Source organism: Enterobacter sp. ENT03 (assembly GCF_019218745.1).
Taxonomy (GTDB): domain Bacteria; phylum Pseudomonadota; class Gammaproteobacteria; order Enterobacterales; family Enterobacteriaceae; genus Enterobacter_D.
Window position 1 is genome coordinate 584,712 of the sequence record NZ_JAHUXA010000001.1, and the last position, 19,289, is coordinate 604,000.

18 protein-coding genes and 4 pseudogenes are annotated in these 19,289 nt (G+C 49.9%); 8 read left to right on the forward strand and 14 right to left on the reverse strand.

The genetic code is table 11. From position 1 onward, the window contains the following. Nucleotides 1-82 precede the first annotated feature (82 nt). The 8 genes from rlmC to rimK form a co-directional block, all read right to left on the reverse strand. Nucleotides 83-1,210: a 23S rRNA (uracil(747)-C(5))-methyltransferase RlmC gene (gene rlmC / locus KW828_RS02810; protein ID WP_218334891.1), complete on the reverse strand. Its 1,128-nt coding sequence runs from the start codon at nucleotides 1,208-1,210 to the stop codon at nucleotides 83-85. Between the two features lie 42 nt (nucleotides 1,211-1,252). Next, the gene (locus tag KW828_RS02815) at nucleotides 1,253-1,717 is read right to left on the reverse strand and encodes a YbjO family protein (RefSeq protein ID WP_218334892.1); all 465 of its coding nucleotides are present in this window, start codon (nucleotides 1,715-1,717) and stop codon (nucleotides 1,253-1,255) included. 81 nt (nucleotides 1,718-1,798) lie between these two features. Then, complete coding sequence (gene potI, locus KW828_RS02820; protein ID WP_218334893.1) at nucleotides 1,799-2,644, reverse strand: putrescine ABC transporter permease PotI; 846 nt, start codon at nucleotides 2,642-2,644, stop codon at nucleotides 1,799-1,801. Next, a complete protein-coding gene (gene potH / locus KW828_RS02825; RefSeq protein ID WP_218334894.1) occupies nucleotides 2,641-3,594 on the reverse strand; it encodes a putrescine ABC transporter permease PotH in 954 nt (317 codons plus the stop codon). Before potH ends, potI begins: the two co-directional genes overlap by 4 nt. Nucleotides 3,595-3,603: 9 nt before the next feature. After that, nucleotides 3,604-4,737, reverse strand: a complete 1,134-nt coding sequence (potG, locus tag KW828_RS02830; RefSeq protein ID WP_218334895.1) for a putrescine ABC transporter ATP-binding subunit PotG — start codon at nucleotides 4,735-4,737, stop codon at nucleotides 3,604-3,606. A 187-nt stretch (nucleotides 4,738-4,924) separates the two neighbouring features. Beyond that, complete coding sequence (potF, locus tag KW828_RS02835) at nucleotides 4,925-6,037, reverse strand: spermidine/putrescine ABC transporter substrate-binding protein PotF (protein ID WP_218334896.1); 1,113 nt, start codon at nucleotides 6,035-6,037, stop codon at nucleotides 4,925-4,927. A gap of 347 nt (nucleotides 6,038-6,384) precedes the next feature. Continuing rightward, nucleotides 6,385-6,864: a YbjN domain-containing protein gene (locus tag KW828_RS02840; RefSeq protein WP_218334897.1), complete on the reverse strand. Its 480-nt coding sequence runs from the start codon at nucleotides 6,862-6,864 to the stop codon at nucleotides 6,385-6,387. An 86-nt stretch (nucleotides 6,865-6,950) separates the two neighbouring features. Next, nucleotides 6,951-7,853 (reverse strand): 30S ribosomal protein S6--L-glutamate ligase, encoded by a 903-nt coding sequence (gene rimK, locus KW828_RS02845; RefSeq protein ID WP_218334898.1) that lies wholly within the window; start codon nucleotides 7,851-7,853, stop codon nucleotides 6,951-6,953. Between the two features lie 199 nt (nucleotides 7,854-8,052). Here rimK and KW828_RS02850 point away from each other — a divergent pair, with 199 nt between their 5' ends. Further along, on the forward strand, nucleotides 8,053-8,322 hold the full coding sequence (locus KW828_RS02850) for a GrxA family glutaredoxin (RefSeq protein ID WP_088219814.1): 270 nt from the start codon (nucleotides 8,053-8,055) through the stop codon (nucleotides 8,320-8,322). A 33-nt stretch (nucleotides 8,323-8,355) separates the two neighbouring features. Here the strand turns inward: KW828_RS02850 and KW828_RS02855 are convergent, their stop codons facing one another. Beyond that, the gene (locus KW828_RS02855) at nucleotides 8,356-8,724 is read right to left on the reverse strand and encodes an inner membrane protein YbjM (protein WP_218334899.1); all 369 of its coding nucleotides are present in this window, start codon (nucleotides 8,722-8,724) and stop codon (nucleotides 8,356-8,358) included. A gap of 281 nt (nucleotides 8,725-9,005) precedes the next feature. On the opposite strand from KW828_RS02855, the gene KW828_RS02860 reads away from it, so the two are divergent. Both KW828_RS02860 and KW828_RS21835 read left to right on the forward strand, forming a co-directional pair. Next, on the forward strand, nucleotides 9,006-10,691 hold the full coding sequence (locus KW828_RS02860) for an aspartate:alanine antiporter (protein ID WP_218334900.1): 1,686 nt from the start codon (nucleotides 9,006-9,008) through the stop codon (nucleotides 10,689-10,691). Between the two features lie 452 nt (nucleotides 10,692-11,143). Next, nucleotides 11,144-11,650, forward strand: a complete 507-nt coding sequence (locus KW828_RS21835) for a GIY-YIG nuclease family protein (protein ID WP_256349957.1) — start codon at nucleotides 11,144-11,146, stop codon at nucleotides 11,648-11,650. A 97-nt stretch (nucleotides 11,651-11,747) separates the two neighbouring features. On the opposite strand, the pseudogene KW828_RS02870 reads toward KW828_RS21835, so the two are convergent. After that, a pseudogene (locus KW828_RS02870) lies at nucleotides 11,748-12,473 on the reverse strand (phage tail sheath subtilisin-like domain-containing protein); the annotation flags it as partial. A 422-nt stretch (nucleotides 12,474-12,895) separates the two neighbouring features. Between KW828_RS02870 and KW828_RS02875 the strand changes: the two are divergent. Next, entirely contained in the window at nucleotides 12,896-13,891 is a 996-nt protein-coding gene (locus KW828_RS02875) for a putative phage abortive infection protein (protein WP_218334901.1), read from the forward strand. 116 nt (nucleotides 13,892-14,007) lie between these two features. Here the strand turns inward: KW828_RS02875 and KW828_RS02880 are convergent. From KW828_RS02880 to KW828_RS02890, 3 genes and pseudogenes are all read right to left on the reverse strand, one after another. Beyond that, nucleotides 14,008-14,259, reverse strand: a pseudogene (locus KW828_RS02880) (tail fiber assembly protein); the annotation flags it as partial. 10 nt (nucleotides 14,260-14,269) lie between these two features. Beyond that, nucleotides 14,270-14,425, reverse strand: a pseudogene (locus tag KW828_RS02885) (phage regulatory CII family protein); the annotation flags it as partial. A 32-nt stretch (nucleotides 14,426-14,457) separates the two neighbouring features. Next, entirely contained in the window at nucleotides 14,458-14,679 is a 222-nt protein-coding gene (locus KW828_RS02890) for a regulator (RefSeq protein WP_218334902.1), read from the reverse strand. A gap of 125 nt (nucleotides 14,680-14,804) precedes the next feature. Between KW828_RS02890 and KW828_RS02895 the strand changes: the two genes are divergently transcribed. From KW828_RS02895 to KW828_RS02905, 3 genes and pseudogenes are all read left to right on the forward strand, one after another. Beyond that, a complete protein-coding gene (locus KW828_RS02895; RefSeq protein ID WP_218334903.1) occupies nucleotides 14,805-15,377 on the forward strand; it encodes a phage repressor protein CI in 573 nt (190 codons plus the stop codon). Nucleotides 15,378-15,428: 51 nt separating this feature from the next. Then, nucleotides 15,429-16,685: a HEPN domain-containing protein gene (locus KW828_RS02900; RefSeq protein WP_218334904.1), complete on the forward strand. Its 1,257-nt coding sequence runs from the start codon at nucleotides 15,429-15,431 to the stop codon at nucleotides 16,683-16,685. 85 nt (nucleotides 16,686-16,770) lie between these two features. Next, a pseudogene (locus tag KW828_RS02905) lies at nucleotides 16,771-17,784 on the forward strand (tyrosine-type recombinase/integrase). A 19-nt stretch (nucleotides 17,785-17,803) separates the two neighbouring features. On the opposite strand, the gene KW828_RS02910 reads toward KW828_RS02905, so the two are convergent. Then, entirely contained in the window at nucleotides 17,804-18,211 is a 408-nt protein-coding gene (locus KW828_RS02910; RefSeq protein ID WP_218334905.1) for a hypothetical protein, read from the reverse strand. Nucleotides 18,212-18,502: 291 nt separating this feature from the next. Here KW828_RS02910 and KW828_RS02915 point away from each other — a divergent pair, with 291 nt between their 5' ends. Next, entirely contained in the window at nucleotides 18,503-19,243 is a 741-nt protein-coding gene (locus KW828_RS02915) for a DUF6216 family protein (RefSeq protein WP_218334906.1), read from the forward strand. Nucleotides 19,244-19,289 lie beyond the last annotated feature (46 nt).

Consider the following 19,289-nt stretch of genomic DNA (forward strand, 5'->3'; position numbering starts at 1 on the left):
GCCTACAGATGTGGATCGCCTTTACACGTCACGTAGGCCGGGTAAGCGCCAGCGCCACCCGGCATTTAGCGCGCCCCCGGCATTACTCCCGTACTAACAACGTCAGCACTTCGTAATGCGCGGTATGCGGGAACATATCAAACAACTGCACACGACTGATGCGGTAACCCGGCAGTTCACGCAAATCCTTCGCCATACTCTGCGCATTACAGCTGGAATAGATGATAAATGGCGGAGCCATGCGCGCCAGATACTCACACAGCGCCTTGCCGATACCACGGCGCGGCGGGTTGACCAGCACCAGTTCCGGCACTTCCCCCTGGGCGGTGGCGAAATGTGTAGAATCCAGCGCCTGAAACTGTAAGTTATCCAGGCCGAGCACCTGTGCCGACGCTCTGGCGCAGGCAATGGCTTCCGGGGCGATCTCAATACCCGTCAGCTTCATCTGCGGCGTGGCGCAATGTAGCCCGAAGCCGCCGACGCCACAAAACAGATCCCACATATGCGTGACCGGCAGCGCCCGCACCCAGTCCCGCGCCGTGGCGTACAGGCGGCTCGCCACCTGCGGGTTGGTCTGGAAAAAGCTCTGCGGGCGGATCCACAGCGGCACGCCGTTGAAATTCTCCGCCAGCGCCTGCTGCCCGGTGAGATAAATCTCCTGCTCCCCTTCCATGATCGCCATATGCACCGGCTGAATATTCGCGGTGATCACCTTCAGCTGCGGCAGTTGCGCCTGTAATTCCGGCAGCGCCGCACGCAGTTGCGCCAGTTTGGCATCCGAACGCAGAACAAAACGCAGCATCATGCCGCCATCCTGCTGGCTTTCGGTGAGTAACAGGTATTTGAGTTCGCCGCGCTTTCGCGCCACGTTGTAGGGCGTCAGGCCCGCGCGGGCGATAAAGGGTTTCAGCGCCGCAAAGACCGGGTAAAACGAGGCGGGATAGAGCGGGCAGCCGGTCAGATCTTCCGGCGTACCATCGCGATGCAGCATGCCGAGCAGCGGTTTTTCGACGCTGCCGCTGACCACCATTTTCGCTTTGTTGCGAAAGCCCTGCTCCGGGCCGCTCACCGGTGCGCACCACTCGGCTACCGGCATTCCCTCCAGCAAGGTACGGAGATCGGCCATTTTGGCGTCAAGCTGACGGGCGACGGGCTGTTCGATCCACTGACAGGATCGGCAACGACCCGCGTCATAGAGTGCGCACTGCATGATGAAAACCTTAATTTTTGCGGGGCGGGGATTGTACCACCGTTAACGCAGATGGAAAAAGCGTCGGCTGGGCGAGGGCACGAACAGCAGAAAAAGGATCAGCAAATCAGGCAGTTTTTGCATAAACAGGGAGTGGAGGATCTCGCGTTTGGATTCGCCAGCGATACTGAAAAGCTCCGGATAACCGTAGCCCAGCGAGGCCGCCCATAAATAGCCGGTCGCCACGATTTGCGAAGCAAGATAGAGCCAGCGCGCCCAGTTACGCCCTTTGCCCATGGAAAACGCACAGTAAAATTCGACAAACAGCAGCACCAGGCTGCCGAGAAAAATCAGCGTCAGATCCCAGGTCTGCGCACTACGATGGACAAAGTCCACCACGCCGCGCACACCCAGCAGGTCGAAGAGCATGATCAGATCAACGCAGCGCGTGGTAATGATGGCGATAGCCGCCACCTGAACCAGCGCCGGGACGTTGAGCCGGGCATGCATCCCTGGTCTCTTGCTCATTAAATCCAATGCGTTCTCTTCCCTGCGAAAAAAATGCCGCGACAGGCGCGGCATTGCGATCTTAACGAGATTTTAGTGCCATCAGCCGCGTCTTGCACGCTGGATGTCACGCACTCGCTGCTTTTCTGCGCGCGCCATAATATACCAGGCGATAAAACCAACAATTCCCACGACGCCAAGGATGATCGACGCCAGCGCGTTGATTTCCGGGTTCACGCCCATACGCACGCTGGAGAAGACCAGCATCGGCAACGTGGTCGCCCCCGGCCCGGACACAAAGCTGGCGATCACCAGATCGTCCAGCGAAAGCGTAAACGCCAGCAGCCAGCCAGAAATAATTGCTGGCATGATCATCGGCAGCGTAATGATAAAGAACACTTTCAGCGGTGTTGCCCCCAGATCCATCGCCGCTTCTTCAATGGATTGATCCAGTTCGCGTAATCGTGCAGAGATCACCACCGCCACATAAGCGGTACAGAAAGTGACGTGCGCAAGCCAGATGGTCAGCATTCCGCGATCCGCAGGCCAGCCAATGGCATGGGCGAGCGCAACAAACAGCAGCAGCAGCGACAGCCCGGTGATGACATCCGGCATAACCAGCGGCGCGGTGATCATAAAAGCAAAGCCGTTGGAGCCGCGAAAGCGCCCGAAACGCACCATGACGACCGCCGCGATAGTCCCGAGAAATACCGCCATCGTGGCCGCGCAGGCGGCAATCGTCAGGCTTAATCCGACGGCGCTCATCATCGCGTCATCACGGAATAGCTCGCCGTACCAGCGGGTCGACCACCCTGCCCATACCGTCACCAGCTTGGAGCTGTTGAAGGAGTACACCACCAGCATCAGCATCGGCGCATACAGGAAGGTGAAGCTTAGCACGAGGATCAAAATACGCCATGGCGAGCGCACTACCGGTAAGTTGTTCATGCGTGGTCCCCCGTGCCTTTACTCTGGTGTTTGTGGAACCACATGATCGGCACAATCAGCAGCAACAGCATGATGATCGCCACCGACGAGGCCACCGGCCAGTCGCGGTTATTAAAGAACTCCTGCCACAGTACGCGGCCAATCATAATGCTGTCCGGGCCGCCCAACAGTTCCGGGATCACAAACTCCCCTACCGCCGGAATAAATACCAGCATGGAACCGGCAATAATGCCGCCCTTGGTCAGAGGCACAATCACGCTGAAGAAGGTTTTCAGCGGACGCGCGCCGAGATCGAGCGAGGCTTCGACCAGCGAGTAATCAATGCGTGTTAAGGCGGTGTAGATCGGCAGCACCATAAACGGCAGATAGGCATACACGATGCCGATATAGACCGCGAGATTGGTGTGCAGGATCGTCAGCGGCTGATCGATTACCCCAAGCCACAGCAAAAAGTTATTCAGAATACCGTTATTTTTCAGGATCCCCATCCAGGCGTATACGCGGATCAAAAACGAGGTCCACGACGGCAAAATTACCAGCAACAGCAGGATGTTACGCGTCGAAGGTTTACTGTGCGCCACCGCCCACGCCAGCGGATAACCCATCGCCAGACAGCAGAGCGTAGAGACTGCCGCCACCTGCAAAGACTGAAGATAGGCTTCGAAATAGAGCGGATCGTCGGTCAGTTGCAGGAAGTTATTGATGTTCAGCGTCAGACTGAGCTGCCCGTCTTCCCAGGACATCAGATCGGTATACGGCGGGATCGCGCGCGCCATTTCTGCAAGGCTTATCTTAAAGACGATCAAAAATGGCAGCAGAAACAGCAGGCACAGCCAGATATAGGGCAGCGCGATGACAACTTTGCGCCCGTGCTTCATCTGCATACGCGCCAGCCACAGCGTAAACCCGCCCGTTTTTTGCGCGCGGGCCGGTAATTCAGGTGTACTCATCGCCGCTCCTTAAACCGTCAGTACCACACAACTGTCGGCATCCCAGCACAGACGCACTTCGTCGCCCCATGTTGGTAAGCCTTTGCGGTAGCGGTGCGCATTCTGTAACTGCGCGCTGATCATCTGCCCGCTGTGCAGGCGCACGTGATAAATCGACAGATCGCCCAGATACGCAATGTGCACCACTTCGCCTAAGGCAAAGTTGTAGCCATCCGCAGGCGGATCTTCGCAGAGCATGATTTTTTCCGGGCGCAGCGCGATGTAGACCGGCACGTTGTCCACCACCGAGGCGTCGGGATCGACCTTCAGCGGATGCACCAGCCCCGGAGACTCGATCACCAGACCATCTTCCTCGCGCGCTTTCAGCAGCCCTTCGAAGACGTTCACCGACCCGATAAATTCGGCGCTGTAGCGGGTGGTCGGATGCTCGTAGATCTCTTCCGGCTCGCCGATTTGTACGAACTTACCGCGGTTCATGATGGCGATACGTCCGGCCATGGTCATCGCTTCTTCCTGATCGTGGGTGACCATCACGCAGGTCACGCCGACGCGCTCCAGAATATCCACCACTTCCAGCTGCATGCGGTCGCGCAGTTTTTTATCCAGCGCGCCCATTGGCTCATCGAGCAGCAGCAGCTTGGGGCGTTTCGCCAGGCTGCGCGCCAGCGCCACACGCTGACGCTGGCCGCCGGAAAGCTGATGCGGTTTGCGTTTGGCAAACTCCGACATATGCACCAGGTTGAGCATTTCGGCGACGCGGCTGGTGATTTCCGCTTTCGGCAGCTTGTCCTGCTTCAGACCGAAGGCGATATTCTGCTCCACCGTCATGTGCGGAAACAGCGCGTAGGACTGAAACATCATATTGATCGGGCGCAGATAAGGCGGTACATGGGCGAGATCGACACCGTCGAGCATAATCTGCCCGGTGGTCGGCTGCTCAAACCCGGCCAGCATCCGCAGTAGTGTGGATTTACCGCAGCCGGACGCGCCCAGCAGGGCAAAAATCTCGCCTTTGTAGATGGTGAGGCTGACATCATCGACAGCGTGCTGACCATCAAAGGATTTGGTCAGATTTCGGATTTCCAGCAGCGGCGTTAACGCCTTGCGGGACTTCGCTTGTGGGCGGGGGGTAGCCTCATTCACGGGGTGCTCTCCGGCATAGAACAAATATGAGTGCAAACGCACCGGCATGGTGCGAATTACCCGGTGGCGCTGACGCCTGCCGGGTTAGTGGCATTTGCCCGGTGGCGCTGTGCTTACCAGGCCTACACGATCGCAGGACCGTAGGCCGGGCAAGCAAAGCGCCGCCCGGTGACAGTTTCAAATGACGTTATTTACCGCTTTTCACTTTGGTCCACGCACGCGTTCTGACGCGGTCAATTTTTGGATCCTGAACTTTCAGCGTATAGAGCTTGGCGAAAACATCTGCCGGTGGGTAAATCGCCGGGTTGTCACGCACTTCTGCGCTCACCAGCGGCGTGGAAGCTTTGTTGCCGTTGGCGTAGAACACATGATCGCTGACGTGGGCAATCACATCCGGACGCATCAGGTAATTCAGGAACTGATAGGCTTCGTCTTTGTTTTTCGCATCCGTCGGCATCGCGAAGACGTCAAAGAACGCCAGCGCGCCCTCTTTCGGAATGATGTAGGAAACATTGACGCCATTTTTCGCTTCTTTCGCGCGGTTAGCCGCCTGCCAGACATCCCCTGCCCAGCCGATGGCGACGCAAATATCACCGTTCGCCAGGTCATTAATGTACTGGGATGAGTGGAAGTAACGAATGTTCGGACGCAGTTTCAGCAGCAGATCGGTGGCGGCACCGCTGTAATCCGAGGCGTTAGTGCTGTTCGGATCTTTACCGAGATAGTTCAGCACAGTGGCGAAAATCTCTTCCGGGGCATCAAGGAAAGCGACGCCACAGCTTTTCAGTTTTTCGAGGTTCTCCGGCTTCATCACCAGATCCCAGCTATCGATAGGCACATCTTTGCCCAGCGCCGCTTTGACTTTATCGACGTTATAGCCAATGCCGGTGGTCGCCCACAGGTACGGCATCGCATATTTGTTTTCCGGATCGTGCTTTGCCACCAGCTTCAGCACTTCTGGATCCATGTTTTTCCAGTTCGGCAGCTTGCTCTTATCAAGCGGCTGGAATACGCCGGCGGTCAGCTGGCGCTCAAGGAAGCTGGCAGAGGGCACCACCAGATCAAAACCGGTGCTGCCGGCCATTAATTTGCCTTCCAGCACTTCGTTGGAATCGAACACGTCATAGACGACTTTAATGCCCGTCTCTTTTTCAAAATTCGCTACGGTGTCCGGCGCAATATAGTCAGACCAGTTATAAACATGCAGCGTTTTTTGTTCAGCGGCGAAGGTGCTGGCAGTGACCGCCATCAGTGCACCCGCTACCAGACCAGACAGCCATTTTTTATTCAGGGTGGTCATATTTCATTCCTTCTGGAAAGTTCGTTAACATTCGAACTAAATCGTCGCCTGTAAGCTATGCAAGAATCGTGCATAGTTTGTCACTCACCACTGCATCAGGTAATGCAAATTACCCGGCAGACGCTGCATGCTATTGAAGCCCCGCAAGAATAACTGTAGCCAGGGTTCGAGGCTATAGGACAGATTAAAAAACGCCTTTTATCAATTTTTTATGCAAGATCAGTCTATGTGATAAGCCAAAATGGCCTTAAGGGAGGTGAAATATTCTTTAAATAAAGGTTAAAAACAGAATAAAAAGAGGAATTATGCAGCCGCCGTGGCAGCGACTGCCTTTTAATCAGGGGCGCTTAGTGAAGAAAATTGTGCGGCGTGGCGTCGGGGCCAGGCTCTTCTTCTTCGCTGGTAAACAGCAGCTGCTGGGCGTTAGCCTCAAGGATCACCATGGAAATCTGTTCTTCGCTCTGGCGCATAAACCAGGAGAACTGCTTAAAGTTCACCCCAGGCGCGGCGAATAAAGACTGGCAAACCACCAGCTTTGGCAGATTATCATCCTGAATATCAAGGAAGGCTTTTACCGTCAGTGAACTGGCGTTGATGGCCGACAGATCAGAGGCCAGCGGCAGCAGCGCCGTGGGCCTTACTTCCGCCATCGCAGAGAAGAGAATGATGTCGTCAACCAGATCGACTTTGGCATCATAAATACCCTCGAAATTCTGCATGTGCGGCAGATGTAAAGCCTGGCAGGTATCACACTCATAAAAACTGATGCCCAGCTCGTCAAGCCACTGACGTAAAGTGTCCAGACCGGGAACGACGAGTGAATCCATAGAATGTGCTACCTCTTAAAAAATTACGCGGCCACTAGCTTACGCAAAAATGCCGATCCATTCCATTATCCGTGGCGATAAACCACTCAGCCGCCGGTTTTCAGGCAAAAATCGGCGGTAGCCTGGCGCTCGATCCAGGCGATCATGCGGTCTGCAATATCCACGCCGGTGGTTTTCTCGATGCCTTCCAGCCCCGGCGAGGCGTTAACCTCCATCACCAGCGGCCCACGATCGGCGCGCAGAATATCGACGCCCGCCACGTCCAGTCCGAGGGTTTTAGCCGCCAGAATGGCAATGTCACGCTCGCGCAGAGTGATATTCGCTACCGTCGCCACGCCGCCGCGATGCAGGTTGGAACGGAAATCCCCTGGCTTGGCCCGCCGTTGGATCGCCGCGACCACTTCATCCCCCACCACCAGACAGCGTATGTCGCAGCCTTTCGCTTCTTTGATGTATTCCTGCACGAGGATATGCGCATTCAGCCCGCGAAAAGCATCAATGACGCTTTCCGCCGCCTGCCGCGTTTCCGCCAGTACCACGCCGATCCCCTGCGTGCCCTCCACCAGCTTCACCACCAGCGGCGCGCCGCCTACCATGTCGATCAGATCGCTGGTGTCGTCCGGCGAATGCGCAATGCCGGTGACCGGCAGGTCGATCCCCTGGCGCGCCAGCAGTTGCAGCGAACGCAGTTTGTCCCTGGCGCGGGTGATGGCCACGGATTCGTTCAGGGGATAGCTGCCGAGAATTTCAAACTGGCGCAGCGCGGCGGTACCATAAAAGGTAATCGCCGAACCAATGCGCGGGATAACGGCATCAAAAAAAGGCAACTGACGGCCTTTATAGTGAATAGATGACGCCGCGGGGCTGATGTTCATATAACAGGACAACGGATCGAGGATCTCGACGAGATGGCCGCGTCGTATCGCCGCTTCGCGCAGGCGTTTGCACGACCAGAGCGTTCCATCCCGGGACAATATGGCTATTTTCACCCTGCACCTCTCTGTGACAAGACCTGGAAAAGCCTGCGTATGATACACGCAGGCAGTCGCCGGATGAACGTTTTCACGCGGTTTGACGAAACATAGCCTTACGGTATCAAACCAACAGGTAAAACCTGCTTTTCATAACCCACTGTTATCGGCATGATGGTGTCATTCGCCGTCTGGCCTGAAGCATTAAGGAGAGAATATGTTCGCTGTAATTTTTGGTCGTCCGGGTTGCCCGTATTGTGTACGCGCTAAAGAACTGGCAGAGAAGTTAACCGCTGAGCGTGATGATTTTAACTATCGCTACGTGGATATTCATGCGGAAGGCATCACCAAAGCCGATCTGGAAAAAACGGTGGGTAAGCCGGTTGAGACGGTGCCGCAGATTTTCCTCGATCAGAAACACATTGGCGGCTGCACCGATTTCGAAGCCTACGCCAAAGACCATCTGGGTCTATTTGCTGAGCAGTAAGCGTAGTAACAGCATTGATAAAGCGGGGCGTGATTAACGCCCCCATTTGCTCAGCGCACTGCTGACAAACAAATAACACAGCGCACCCAGCGCACACCAGAATACCGCACTGAACAACCACGCCAGTTCCTGCCAGAACGACCGGTTCTGGGTGAAAAACAAACGCATCAATATAAAGCACAGCGGCGCCGCCAGCATCGCACCCATCAGCGGCAGTAATACCTGACGCTTACGAGACACAAAGCTCGCCACCGCGCCTGGGATCACAAAAAACAGCAAACCCAGCTCCGGGTGGCCTGATGCGCGAAACGCGCCCTTCATATTTAGCGCCACTGACAGGCACACGACAATAAACAGTAAAAAGCAGCAAAATGCGCTGGCCCAACCATGTTTAGATTTCAAACCATCCTCCTGACACTGCCTCTATCAAATGCCTCGGTCATTCCAGCGGAATGTCCGGTCAGATAAAGCTATGCAGCAATCCTTGCCAAATTACGCACCCACTTACATGCATGATTCTTACTAGCCGTGGTTTGCTAATACGACTAAACTACGGCCTGATTATGGTTGCAGGCTATTTTGGTCAGTGAATTTGTTTTAATGGATGTCTGGCCACAAGCAAAACATTAGCGCAATTTATTATTTCTTTCAACAACTTACAAGTAAACAAGAAGTTAGACTCCGTGAATATAAACGTCGCAGATTTGTTAAATGGGAATTACATACTGTTATTATTCGTGGTGCTCGCGCTCGGGCTCTGCCTCGGAAAATTGCGCCTCGGCTCCATTCAACTGGGTAATTCCATTGGCGTTTTAGTCGTTTCTTTATTAGTGGGCCAGCAGCATTTTGCGATTAACACCGACGCGCTTAATTTAGGCTTTATGTTGTTTATTTTTTGTGTCGGTGTGGAAGCAGGACCCAACTTTTTTTCCATTTTCTTCCGCGACGGCAAAAATTACCTGATGCTGGCGCTGGTGATGGTTGGCAGTGCGCTGCTCATCGCGCTTGGGCTGGGTAAACTATTCGGCTGGGATATAGGTCTGACGGCCGGGATGCTCGCCGGATCGATGACCTCGACACCGGTGCTGGTCGGCGCTGGCGATACGCTGCGCCACTCGGGGATGGACAGCGGGCAGCTGTCATCTGCGCTCGATCATTTAAGCCTTGGCTATGCTCTGACCTACCTGATTGGTCTGGTCAGTCTGATTGTCGGCGCACGCTACCTGCCAAAACTGCAACATCAGGATCTGCAAACCAGCGCCCAGCAAATCGCCCGTGAGCGCGGTCTGGATACCGACGCCAGCCGCAAAGTCTATCTGCCGGTGATCCGCGCCTATCGCGTTGGCCCGGAGCTGGTGGCCTGGGCCGATGGCAAAAACCTGCGCGAGCTGGGCATTTATCGCCAGACCGGCTGCTATATCGAGCGTATCCGCCGTAACGGTATTCTTGCCGCGCCGGATGGCGATGCGGTATTGCAGATGGGTGATGAGATCGCGCTGGTCGGTTACCCGGATGCCCATGCGCGTCTCGATCCGAGCTTCCGCAACGGTAAAGAGGTATTTGACCGCGACCTGCTGGACATGCGCATCGTCACTGAAGAGATCGTGGTGAAAAACCACAACGTGGTGGGCCGTCGTCTGGCACAGTTAAAACTGACCGATCATGGCTGCTTCCTTAACCGCGTGATCCGCAGCCAGATTGAAATGCCTATCGACGACAACATTCTGCTGAACAAGGGTGATGTGTTGCAGGTAAGCGGCGACGCTCGACGGGTCAAAACCATTGCCGACCGCATCGGCTTTATCTCCATTCACAGCCAGGTTACCGATCTGCTGGCGTTCTGCGCCTTCTTTATCGTCGGCCTGATGATCGGCATGATCACCTTCCAGTTCAGTAATTTCAGCTTTGGCATCGGTAATGCGGCGGGTCTGCTGTTTGCCGGCATCATGCTGGGCTTTCTGCGCGCCAACCACCCGACCTTTGGATACATTCCCCAGGGCGCACTAAATATGGTGAAAGAGTTCGGCCTGATGGTGTTTATGGCGGGCGTCGGCCTGAGCGCCGGGAGCGGCATCGGGCACGGACTGGGCGCTGTCGGCGGTCAGATGCTGGTCGCCGGTCTGCTGGTCAGTCTGGTGCCGGTGGTGATCTGTTTCCTGTTTGGCGCTTATGTGCTGCGCATGAACCGCGCCCTGCTGTTCGGCGCAATTATGGGTGCGCGCACCTGCGCCCCGGCAATGGAGATCATCAGCGACACCGCACGCAGTAACATCCCGGCGCTGGGCTACGCTGGCACCTATGCCATCGCCAACGTACTGCTGACGCTTGCCGGTACGTTGATCATCATCATCTGGCCGGGGTTAGGATAAGTCTCAACTTGAACGCACTGGCAAATAATTTATGACACGTCGAGAACTTTTCAGCAAAGCGCCAGTCATAACTATTGCCACTGCTTTTCTTTGATGTCCCCAATTTGTGGAGCCCATCAACCCCGCCATCTTTGGTTCAAGGTTGATGGGTTTTTTGTTGCCTGAAATTTACTAGTCTTGAAATCAGTCATTTATAGCACCTCATTCCCCTGTATGGCGACAAAATGGCGGCAGCGATAAATCCAGTCGCAAAAGCCTGAGTTCACTTATCCTGATTTTTCGCCCTTCTCACTTCCAAAAACCATCGAATCCTGGCTGCAAATGAATAAAATCAGAAAAAAAGTCAGCAAGGAGAGCCAAATGTTCGAATTTTACCCCGAGAAAACCTACAGCAGAACGGAAGTCATGAGTAAGCCAACGCCAGTTCCCGCAGTGAATGGTGTCTATTTTTGGTGTTCAAGGAAATCCCCCCGGGCGTACCGGCAGATAATTGCATTACCTGTGATGGCTACACACTGCTGTACATCGGGATTTCGCCAGATCAGCGTGGGAAACCGAATAGTCGCTCAAATCTGAGAAAGCGTATTAAAACCCACTATAGCGGCAATGCTGCAGGTTCAACGCTCAGGCGCACACTTGGCGTGTTACTAAGCGGTGTAAGCAGCTTTTCCCTGCGCCGGGTTGGATCTGGCTCCAGAATGACATTCACACACCCAGGCGAGCAGTGGCTTGATGTCTGGATGGAAAAGAATGCCAAAGTACACTGGATACCTGTCGAAGCGCCATGGGAACTTGAGGACACGCTGATCGCATCGATTCCCCTACCATTAAACATTCAGGGAAATGCCCATTACTTCAAAGTGAAGCTTTCAGGATTGCGCAGCCAAGCTGCAGCAGAGGCAAGATTAATGGAGATTGCAGATGAGCGGGCTTTCAAAAGGAGATTAGCAGCGCAGTGACTGATGGTGTAACACTGCGCCAGCTGGCCTGAATCAGTAAGCTAATTGTTCCTGCATTCCTTTCGGATGAGGCGGCGCGGCGCTGATTTTTCGCGGGCAGATCCCAGAACACATCATCGGACAGCCCGGTGACTCCGTTCACGCCGACGTTAGACAGGGTTTTGTGCCAGCCGGTCTGCTCGTCGATTTTGGCGCGCAGGCCAAGCGCACGGGCGGAGGCGGAGGCCGTCGCGTCGGCATTCAGCACGGTGTCAAAGTTGATGAAGTCAGGCCAGATCAGCATCCCCTCGCGCTGGCTGAAATTAGCGCGATAGGCAATAGCATCTTCCACGGTTTTACAGCCGTAGGCAGACAGATAAGCAAACCCGCGCAGACTCTGCGCCACGCTCAGCAACTCAATGGCAACCGCCTGCGTATCATGCCCCGGCACGCCGAGGATGCGCGGCTTCACGCCGAACTGTGACTGCGCTGAGAGCAGCGCTTTCATACCTGTTTTTTTGCCGTCAGCGGTGACGCCGCCGATGATGTTGGAGGTGGTTTCCGCTTCGGTTTCGCCCTGAGCCACGCGCACCACAATGGTGACGGGTTTGGCCTGGTCGGCAATTGCATCCAGCGAACGGGCCAGCGTGCCGGACTCGCCCGCTTTGCCGCTGGCGGTCAGGACGTCGGTCAGCAGAACCGGTTTATTGAGAGGGAACATAGCCGCATCGGCATCATCGCCGGTGCAGACCATGCCCACGATGGCTGTGCTCACAGTGGTAATCGGTCGGGTGCCTTCGTTGATTTCGACAACGCGCACCCCGTGGTGGTAATCCTGAGCCATAAGGCAGTCACTCCGGTGTAGAGGGGGTGTGACTATGTTCCGGCAAGATTGTGCGTGGCGCACATGATGAGGTTTGTTTAGATATTGGTACAATAATTCATATCGAGTGGCGCTACTTTAAACAAATGATGTTTACTCATCTCGTCTACCTAACAATTTGCGATAAGACAGCCAAAATAGTGAAATGATCCATTGACTACAACCATTCAGCTTCGAAGATGTAAAGGTAAGTCAAAATCTCTTTGTTTAGTGTTGCAGCCTCTCCAGGTGGGACTTTATCCTTCCACCCTAGAAACCGCTTTCTCTTCAATTGGTTGTATATAAACAATTCAATTTTAATAATTGCATTTCATCTTAAATAGTATTATTTTCCTCATCCAAATGACATCCTATTTCAACGAGATAAATTAAAGGAATTTAAATTGAAACGAGTAAATACAAGCCTAGCCATATTTATACTATTATTCGTTATCGCTTTAGCAATTACCTATTTTTATTTCAGCGCCAAAAACCACATAGTCATAATACCATCACAAACAGGGGATCTTAAATACACTGATGAGATGGCTACATTTGGAACATTAGGTGATTACTTTGGCGGTGTTTTAAACCCGATATTGGGTTTCATAACCTTTTCAGCTTTATTATTCACCATTCACCTCCAATTAAAACAAAATGAAGAAGCTAAAAAACAGTATTTTGAGAATAGATTTTATAATTTGCTAAACATACATAATAATCTTATCGACAATTTAAATTTTAAGAACAAAACACAAAGAAGCAGTTTTTCAGAATTAATAAACACCATACTAATACCTACTGCAGAAACAAACCCCATATTCAATGCAAAAACCAGTACCGGCTCCCCTGTGGTGATTAGTCGCACAAAACGAAAATACAGGAACTTCAATAAGAATGAAAATGGTTATTTTGGTCATTATTTTCGAAATTTGTACAGAATATTAATAATCATTGATAAATCTTCCCTTGATGCAGAGGATAAAAATGATTACGCCAGAATTGTTCGTGCCCAACTATCATCCGATGAGTTAATTGTATTATATTTCAATTGCTTACCGGCTGTATGTGATAAAGGGCAATTCCGAAAACTAGTCATAAAATATAATCTATTGGAACATTTATCAATTGAAAAAGACAAAAGAAACAAAACAGTAGTAAATGAAAAAAATTATCGCGAACAAATATTCACGTTAGGCCACAAAGTTATGACGATCGGTCAAGAAGTTTCGACTTACATGCCTAAAACAGATAGCGACACTTTAGGAGCTTTTGGCAAAAGCGGTTCAGTAGGACTATCAGAACTTAAAGACGCAATTCAAAAACATAAAAATAGCCATAGTCATTACAAAAAGTCACTAACAAATAATAAGATAATTAGTAAACCATTTTCACAATAGAATCCGCATCAGGATATGTGGCGGCAAATGTTTTATGGCACTTGAAAACACAGTGGAAATTATCAGGTGAAGTAAGTAACTCAATTATAGAATATCCCCGCTGATGCGGGGATAGGTTACTCTTGAGGCGAAACGGGCCAACTTATATTCATGTTTGCAATCGTATCCACAGCCTCAAGCGCATCCAGATAATCCAGCCAGCGGTTGTAATCCGCCAACTCATCGCCAGCGAGCCGACCAATGGTTGCCTTGCCCGGCCACTGCCTGCTGTTTATGTATCCATTCGCCTGATTAATCAGTGCCTGACGTTTGATTTTGGCGGCCTGCTCCCGTTCCTCCGACGAGAGCGGCGATGCATCTTTCCAGGCTGTCTGGCGCTGTGAGCTGGTGTGGTTGCTCAGGGTTAAGCTTATTACGCAGGGTTTGAACGTTCATGCCTGCACGTTCTGCCAGCTTCGCCATATTGTGGCGCAGCGCGAAGGTCCGGCATGCTTCATTGAAGTGAGGATGTTTTGATATGCGATAGTCAAACATAGTCAGTTGCTCCGTGAAGTCTCAAAATAGAACTAGCTGATAGTCACATTGCAATCAGAAAGGGCGTCGACAGTCATCGCAGCGATGTTAATCATCACTTTTTCACGCTTTTTATCCTTGCGTAGGCGATGACGAAGCAATCGACCATTTGCAAGCATGTCATTGATGGTGTCGATAGATAACCCAGTGAGTTCACTATATCTTTCAATAGTGACGTGGGGGGTAATGAGAGTGATTGAAATGTTAGGTCTCATGATGCAACATTCCTCGTTTAGCAATGATTAATCAGGATGAATACTGATCGTTTGTATTTTGTGAACACGATAAACATACGATCACATCATGAAATCGTAAAGGTAAAAGTTCACCTGGAGTGACCATGAATTTGGAAAAAGGCGGCCGTGGTGCCATAGAGCGTATGGTTGAAGCTTATGGTTTTAAGACAAGACAAGCTTTGTGCGACCATTTGAGGATTTCGAAAAGTACCTTGGCAACACGCTATATGCGGGACTCTTTTCCGGCTGAATGGGTGATTCAGTGCGCCTTAGAGACTGGTACGTCATTGAGTTGGCTGACTAATGGTTACGGAATCAAAGATGGTTCACAAAATACAAACATTAAAGAACTTCCGCTGAAAACTCTTTATAGTGGTGAACTTTGTCTTGAAGGGTCCTATGTTTTTGATGAAAAATTTCTTCCTAAAACTTTAAAAAACCCAATAGTTGTTGTTGTTGATAGTTCCAAATACATTTGTGATATTAATAATGATGATGTACGTGACGGAAAATGGATTGTTAATATTGATGGTGAAGTATTAATGAGAACAATTACACGTCTACCCGGCAGGCGCCTTCATGTGGAAGGTGGTATATCTCCTTTCGAATGCGCATTAGAAGATATAACGATTGTAGCAAAAATCGTTATGGCATGTATTGAATACAATTCACTATAAATAAAAAATAGGCCTTAGCCAAAATCAACCACCTGAACAAGGAACTATCTAATGGATGAATGTATAGTTGAAATGTTACTAATAGTGAATAAAGATACCTCCTTTGGTCGCTCTCCGTCAGCCTATAAAAAAATAATTGAGGCCAGTGAGGAAGTCACATTTTCACCAAAAAAGTTAAACTTCAAAGAGCAGTTATTCAATTGTGAAATATCAGAATATGGAAACAACAAAGAATCTTTATTTGTAAAGCTAACACTTTGCGATGTCAATGAACACAATTTAATTACTTTTTCAAAATTAATAAGACTATTCAAAAAAATTTCTAGCGAAAGTAAATTGGGCAGCACTCAAATCATTTGGGATGATATAAGCAAGTATTACTCAATTCAGGCTTACCCATTAATTCATGAAATTGAAAATCTCATGAGGAAATTAATAACAAAATTCATGATACATAATGTTGGATTATCCTGGACAGAAGACTCAGTGCCGAAGGAATTTTCAGGAGCATTAAAAAAATCGGAAAAAAACACTGATTACAATGAACACAATTTAATGTATCAAGTTGATTTCATTGAATTATCAGACTTCTTATTCAAATCCTACCGAGAGCTTGAAATGGCAGATTTGATTCGAACATTAGCTCCACTTGAATTTAAAGACTTTAACAGTGACATATTCTCAGAATTGAAAAAAATAGTTCCCAGAACAAACTGGGAAAAATTCTTTGAGTCAAATGTCGACGCAAAATCTGACACTATAATAAAAAATTGGAGTATATTGTATCGACTCAGATGCAAAGTTGCTCATAATAGAGATTTCACAAAACAGAATCTTGATGAAGTAATTCGCTTAACGGAAATATTGAAACCAGTTCTAAAAAAAGCAATTGATAAAACTGAGACTCTAACTATTGATCCGAAGGAAAAAGAAGAATTAACATCCCAGTTCGAGAATGAGTTTTCTAACAATTCTAAAAGTGATGAAGAACTTTTCAAAGATAGAGTGCTTGAATTATATCTACAAATAAGAAATTTATATCAACTTACACATCCAGATGATGAAAACTTCAATAGCTATTACAAAATAATACAAACAACGTTCCAAAATGTTTTGCATGATGAAAAATTCAAGGCAGAAGATGTGATGCATTTAATTAATATCTCTACAAATGACGATACTCTAAGTAAATGCGATAACTTCGAGATACATGATTTAATGAATTTGTGTCATTCTATTAAAGAACTTGTTAACTTCAAGATATCAAGTATTGAGGCTGAGTTAGATGAAGCAGATAAAAATGAATGATATTGTTTTATCTAATAGTTATCAAACATTGATCACTGTTCAAATATACAGTTGAATTTAGCCCTTAGACATGAGGGATTTTTTTATGGCAATACGAAAACTCGACACAGGAAAATGGATTTGCGAATGCTACCGCGCAGGGCGCAGCGGACGCCGCGTGCGTAAACAGTTCGCCACCAAAGGCTAAACGATGGCTTTTGATCGTCACACGATGGATGAGGTAGAGGTTAAGCCCTGGCTCGGTGAATCGATAGACCGTCGGACTCTCAAAGACGTCGTTGAACTCTGGTTCAAACTGCACGGCAAATCCCTTACCGCTGGCGAGCATGGTTAAGACAAGCTGGTCCTGATGGTAGCTGCACTCGGAAACCCTCTTGCTACAGATCTCAGCTCGAAATTGTTCGCGCATTATCGTGACAAACGCCTGACGGGTGAAATCTATTTCAGTGAGAAGTGGAAGAATGGAAGAATGGAAGAAGAGTGCCAGCCCGGTAGTAACCATCAATCTTGAGCAAAGCTATTGAGCGGTGTGCTTAGCGAGCTGGTCCGTCTGGGAGAATGGGCAGCACCGAACCCATTGGAGAACATGCGTAAGTTCACTATTGCCAAAAAAGAAATGGCCTGGCTGATGCATGAACAAATCACAGAGCTTCTGTACGACTGCCAACGCCAAAGCGGCCCTCGCTCTGGTTGTTAAGATCTGCCTGAGCGCCGGTACACGCTGGCGCGAAGCAGTGACCTCACGCGCGCTCAGGTTACAAAGTACCGAATCACGTTCGTCAGGACCAAAGGCAAAAAGAACCGAAGCATTCCGATTAGCAAAGAGCTTTACGAGGAAATCATTGCCCTGGACGGCTTCAAGTTCTTTACGGATTGCTACTTCCAATTTTTGTCTGTGATGGACAAAACCTCCATCGTGCTTCCTCGTGGCCAGCTTACCCACGTTCTGCGCCACACGTTCGCAGCACACTTTATGATGTCGGGCGGCAATATCCTTGCCCTGCTGAAAATCATCGGCCATCACGACATAAAAATGACCATGCGCTATGCTCACCTGGCCCCTGATCACCTTGAAACCGTGTTGCGCTTTAACCCTTGAGCAACCTTGAGTGCATAAGTCATTTGCCTGGGTAATATAACGTCACCAGCAAAATCGCCACATTGATGTACTGTGCCAACTTGTAGATGCACCGATCAATTCTTTCCGTAAGAGTGTTACCCTTGTATGTCTGGATATTCCAGCCACCTCGCCCTAATGTAACTGTTAGTGCAATGTATGCAGACTCTGCTTTAACGCAATTGATAAATGTCGGCTCTATCCGCCATTCATACCAGATGCCAACCATGACAACAGCGAAAAATACAAAATTGGTCGCTGCAGCCGAGTGGAGTTTTTTCCGTAATCCTTGAGACGAATCACTAAAATTAGGGTTGTCGTACTCATCAGGTAGAAATTTCTTAACGTAGCACTCAAAACCCTTGCTAGGGCCAAACAACAATAACATAGAGGCTATTAACAGCTTCATGGCTTATCCGGGGTAAACTAATCATTGGAGCGAAGTATAAACTTTCGCTTATAGTCAGAAATAAGCAATGAATGCCAGTGGCGACAAAATGGCGGCAGCGGTTGGCATTGCCCCGTAATCGCCACTCCTTACCACTAACCTAACTTATTGCTTATTACGCAAATCATTGTTTTCACTAACCAATTTACATAATTTTTTTTTGTTGCCTGAAATTTGTGACAAGATGATATGGATCTGAGGTGCGCGGGTTTCCTCACCCGGATGTCCTGTTTTCTTTAGCAAGGAAGCATCATGAAAAGTTTTGATTCTGTGGCAGATATTATCACCAATGAATTCCTCACCTCGCCGCTGGGTACGTTAACCAGTATCTTTAGCGTGATTGGTGGTATTTACGCAGCTTTCCTGCTGGTTAAAAAATTCCTTAATACGCCGATAAAAGGCAAATCGGAATTTCTTTCGCAAGCGGGTGTACCGGCGTGGCCGCTGCGACTTTTCTATGTCAGCCTGCCGCTGAATACTGTTCCCAGAAATACCCGCACCGATCTCTTCTTTGGTTTTCTGCTGATTTTCGTAGGCCTGGGTGGCGCGTCTTTCCTCTCCATTATGCACATCAAAACCCTGCGCACGCCGCCGGACTCGACGTTGCTGGTGTATAAACCTACTGATGAATTCTTTTATTTGACCCATGGCAGAGCTAAAACGGCGTCTCTGCTTCCTCGTCACACCTTAACCCTGACGAGCGAGCAGTGTGACAAGATGCCGGTTGACATACTGGCGCAAAAAAGCAGGCTGTCTGCAGATCTGACGGGGTTTATTTGCGACATGTTCCAGAAAAAAGAACATACCCACTCTATATCGAATGAAATTACCCACTTCAGGAAAACCAAAGGCACGCTTTATTCCGTGCTAAGCCTCTTCGAAACAGGTTTATTCTGGCTGGCTGTCAGCACGCTATTAACGCTCTATTACCGTAATGTTGTCAGGAAACATATTATCGAGCAGCATAAAAAAGCCGAAAGTTATCTGACGTAATCATAAATAACGTTACTCCTCTGACGTTATGCCCCATTGTCTGCCC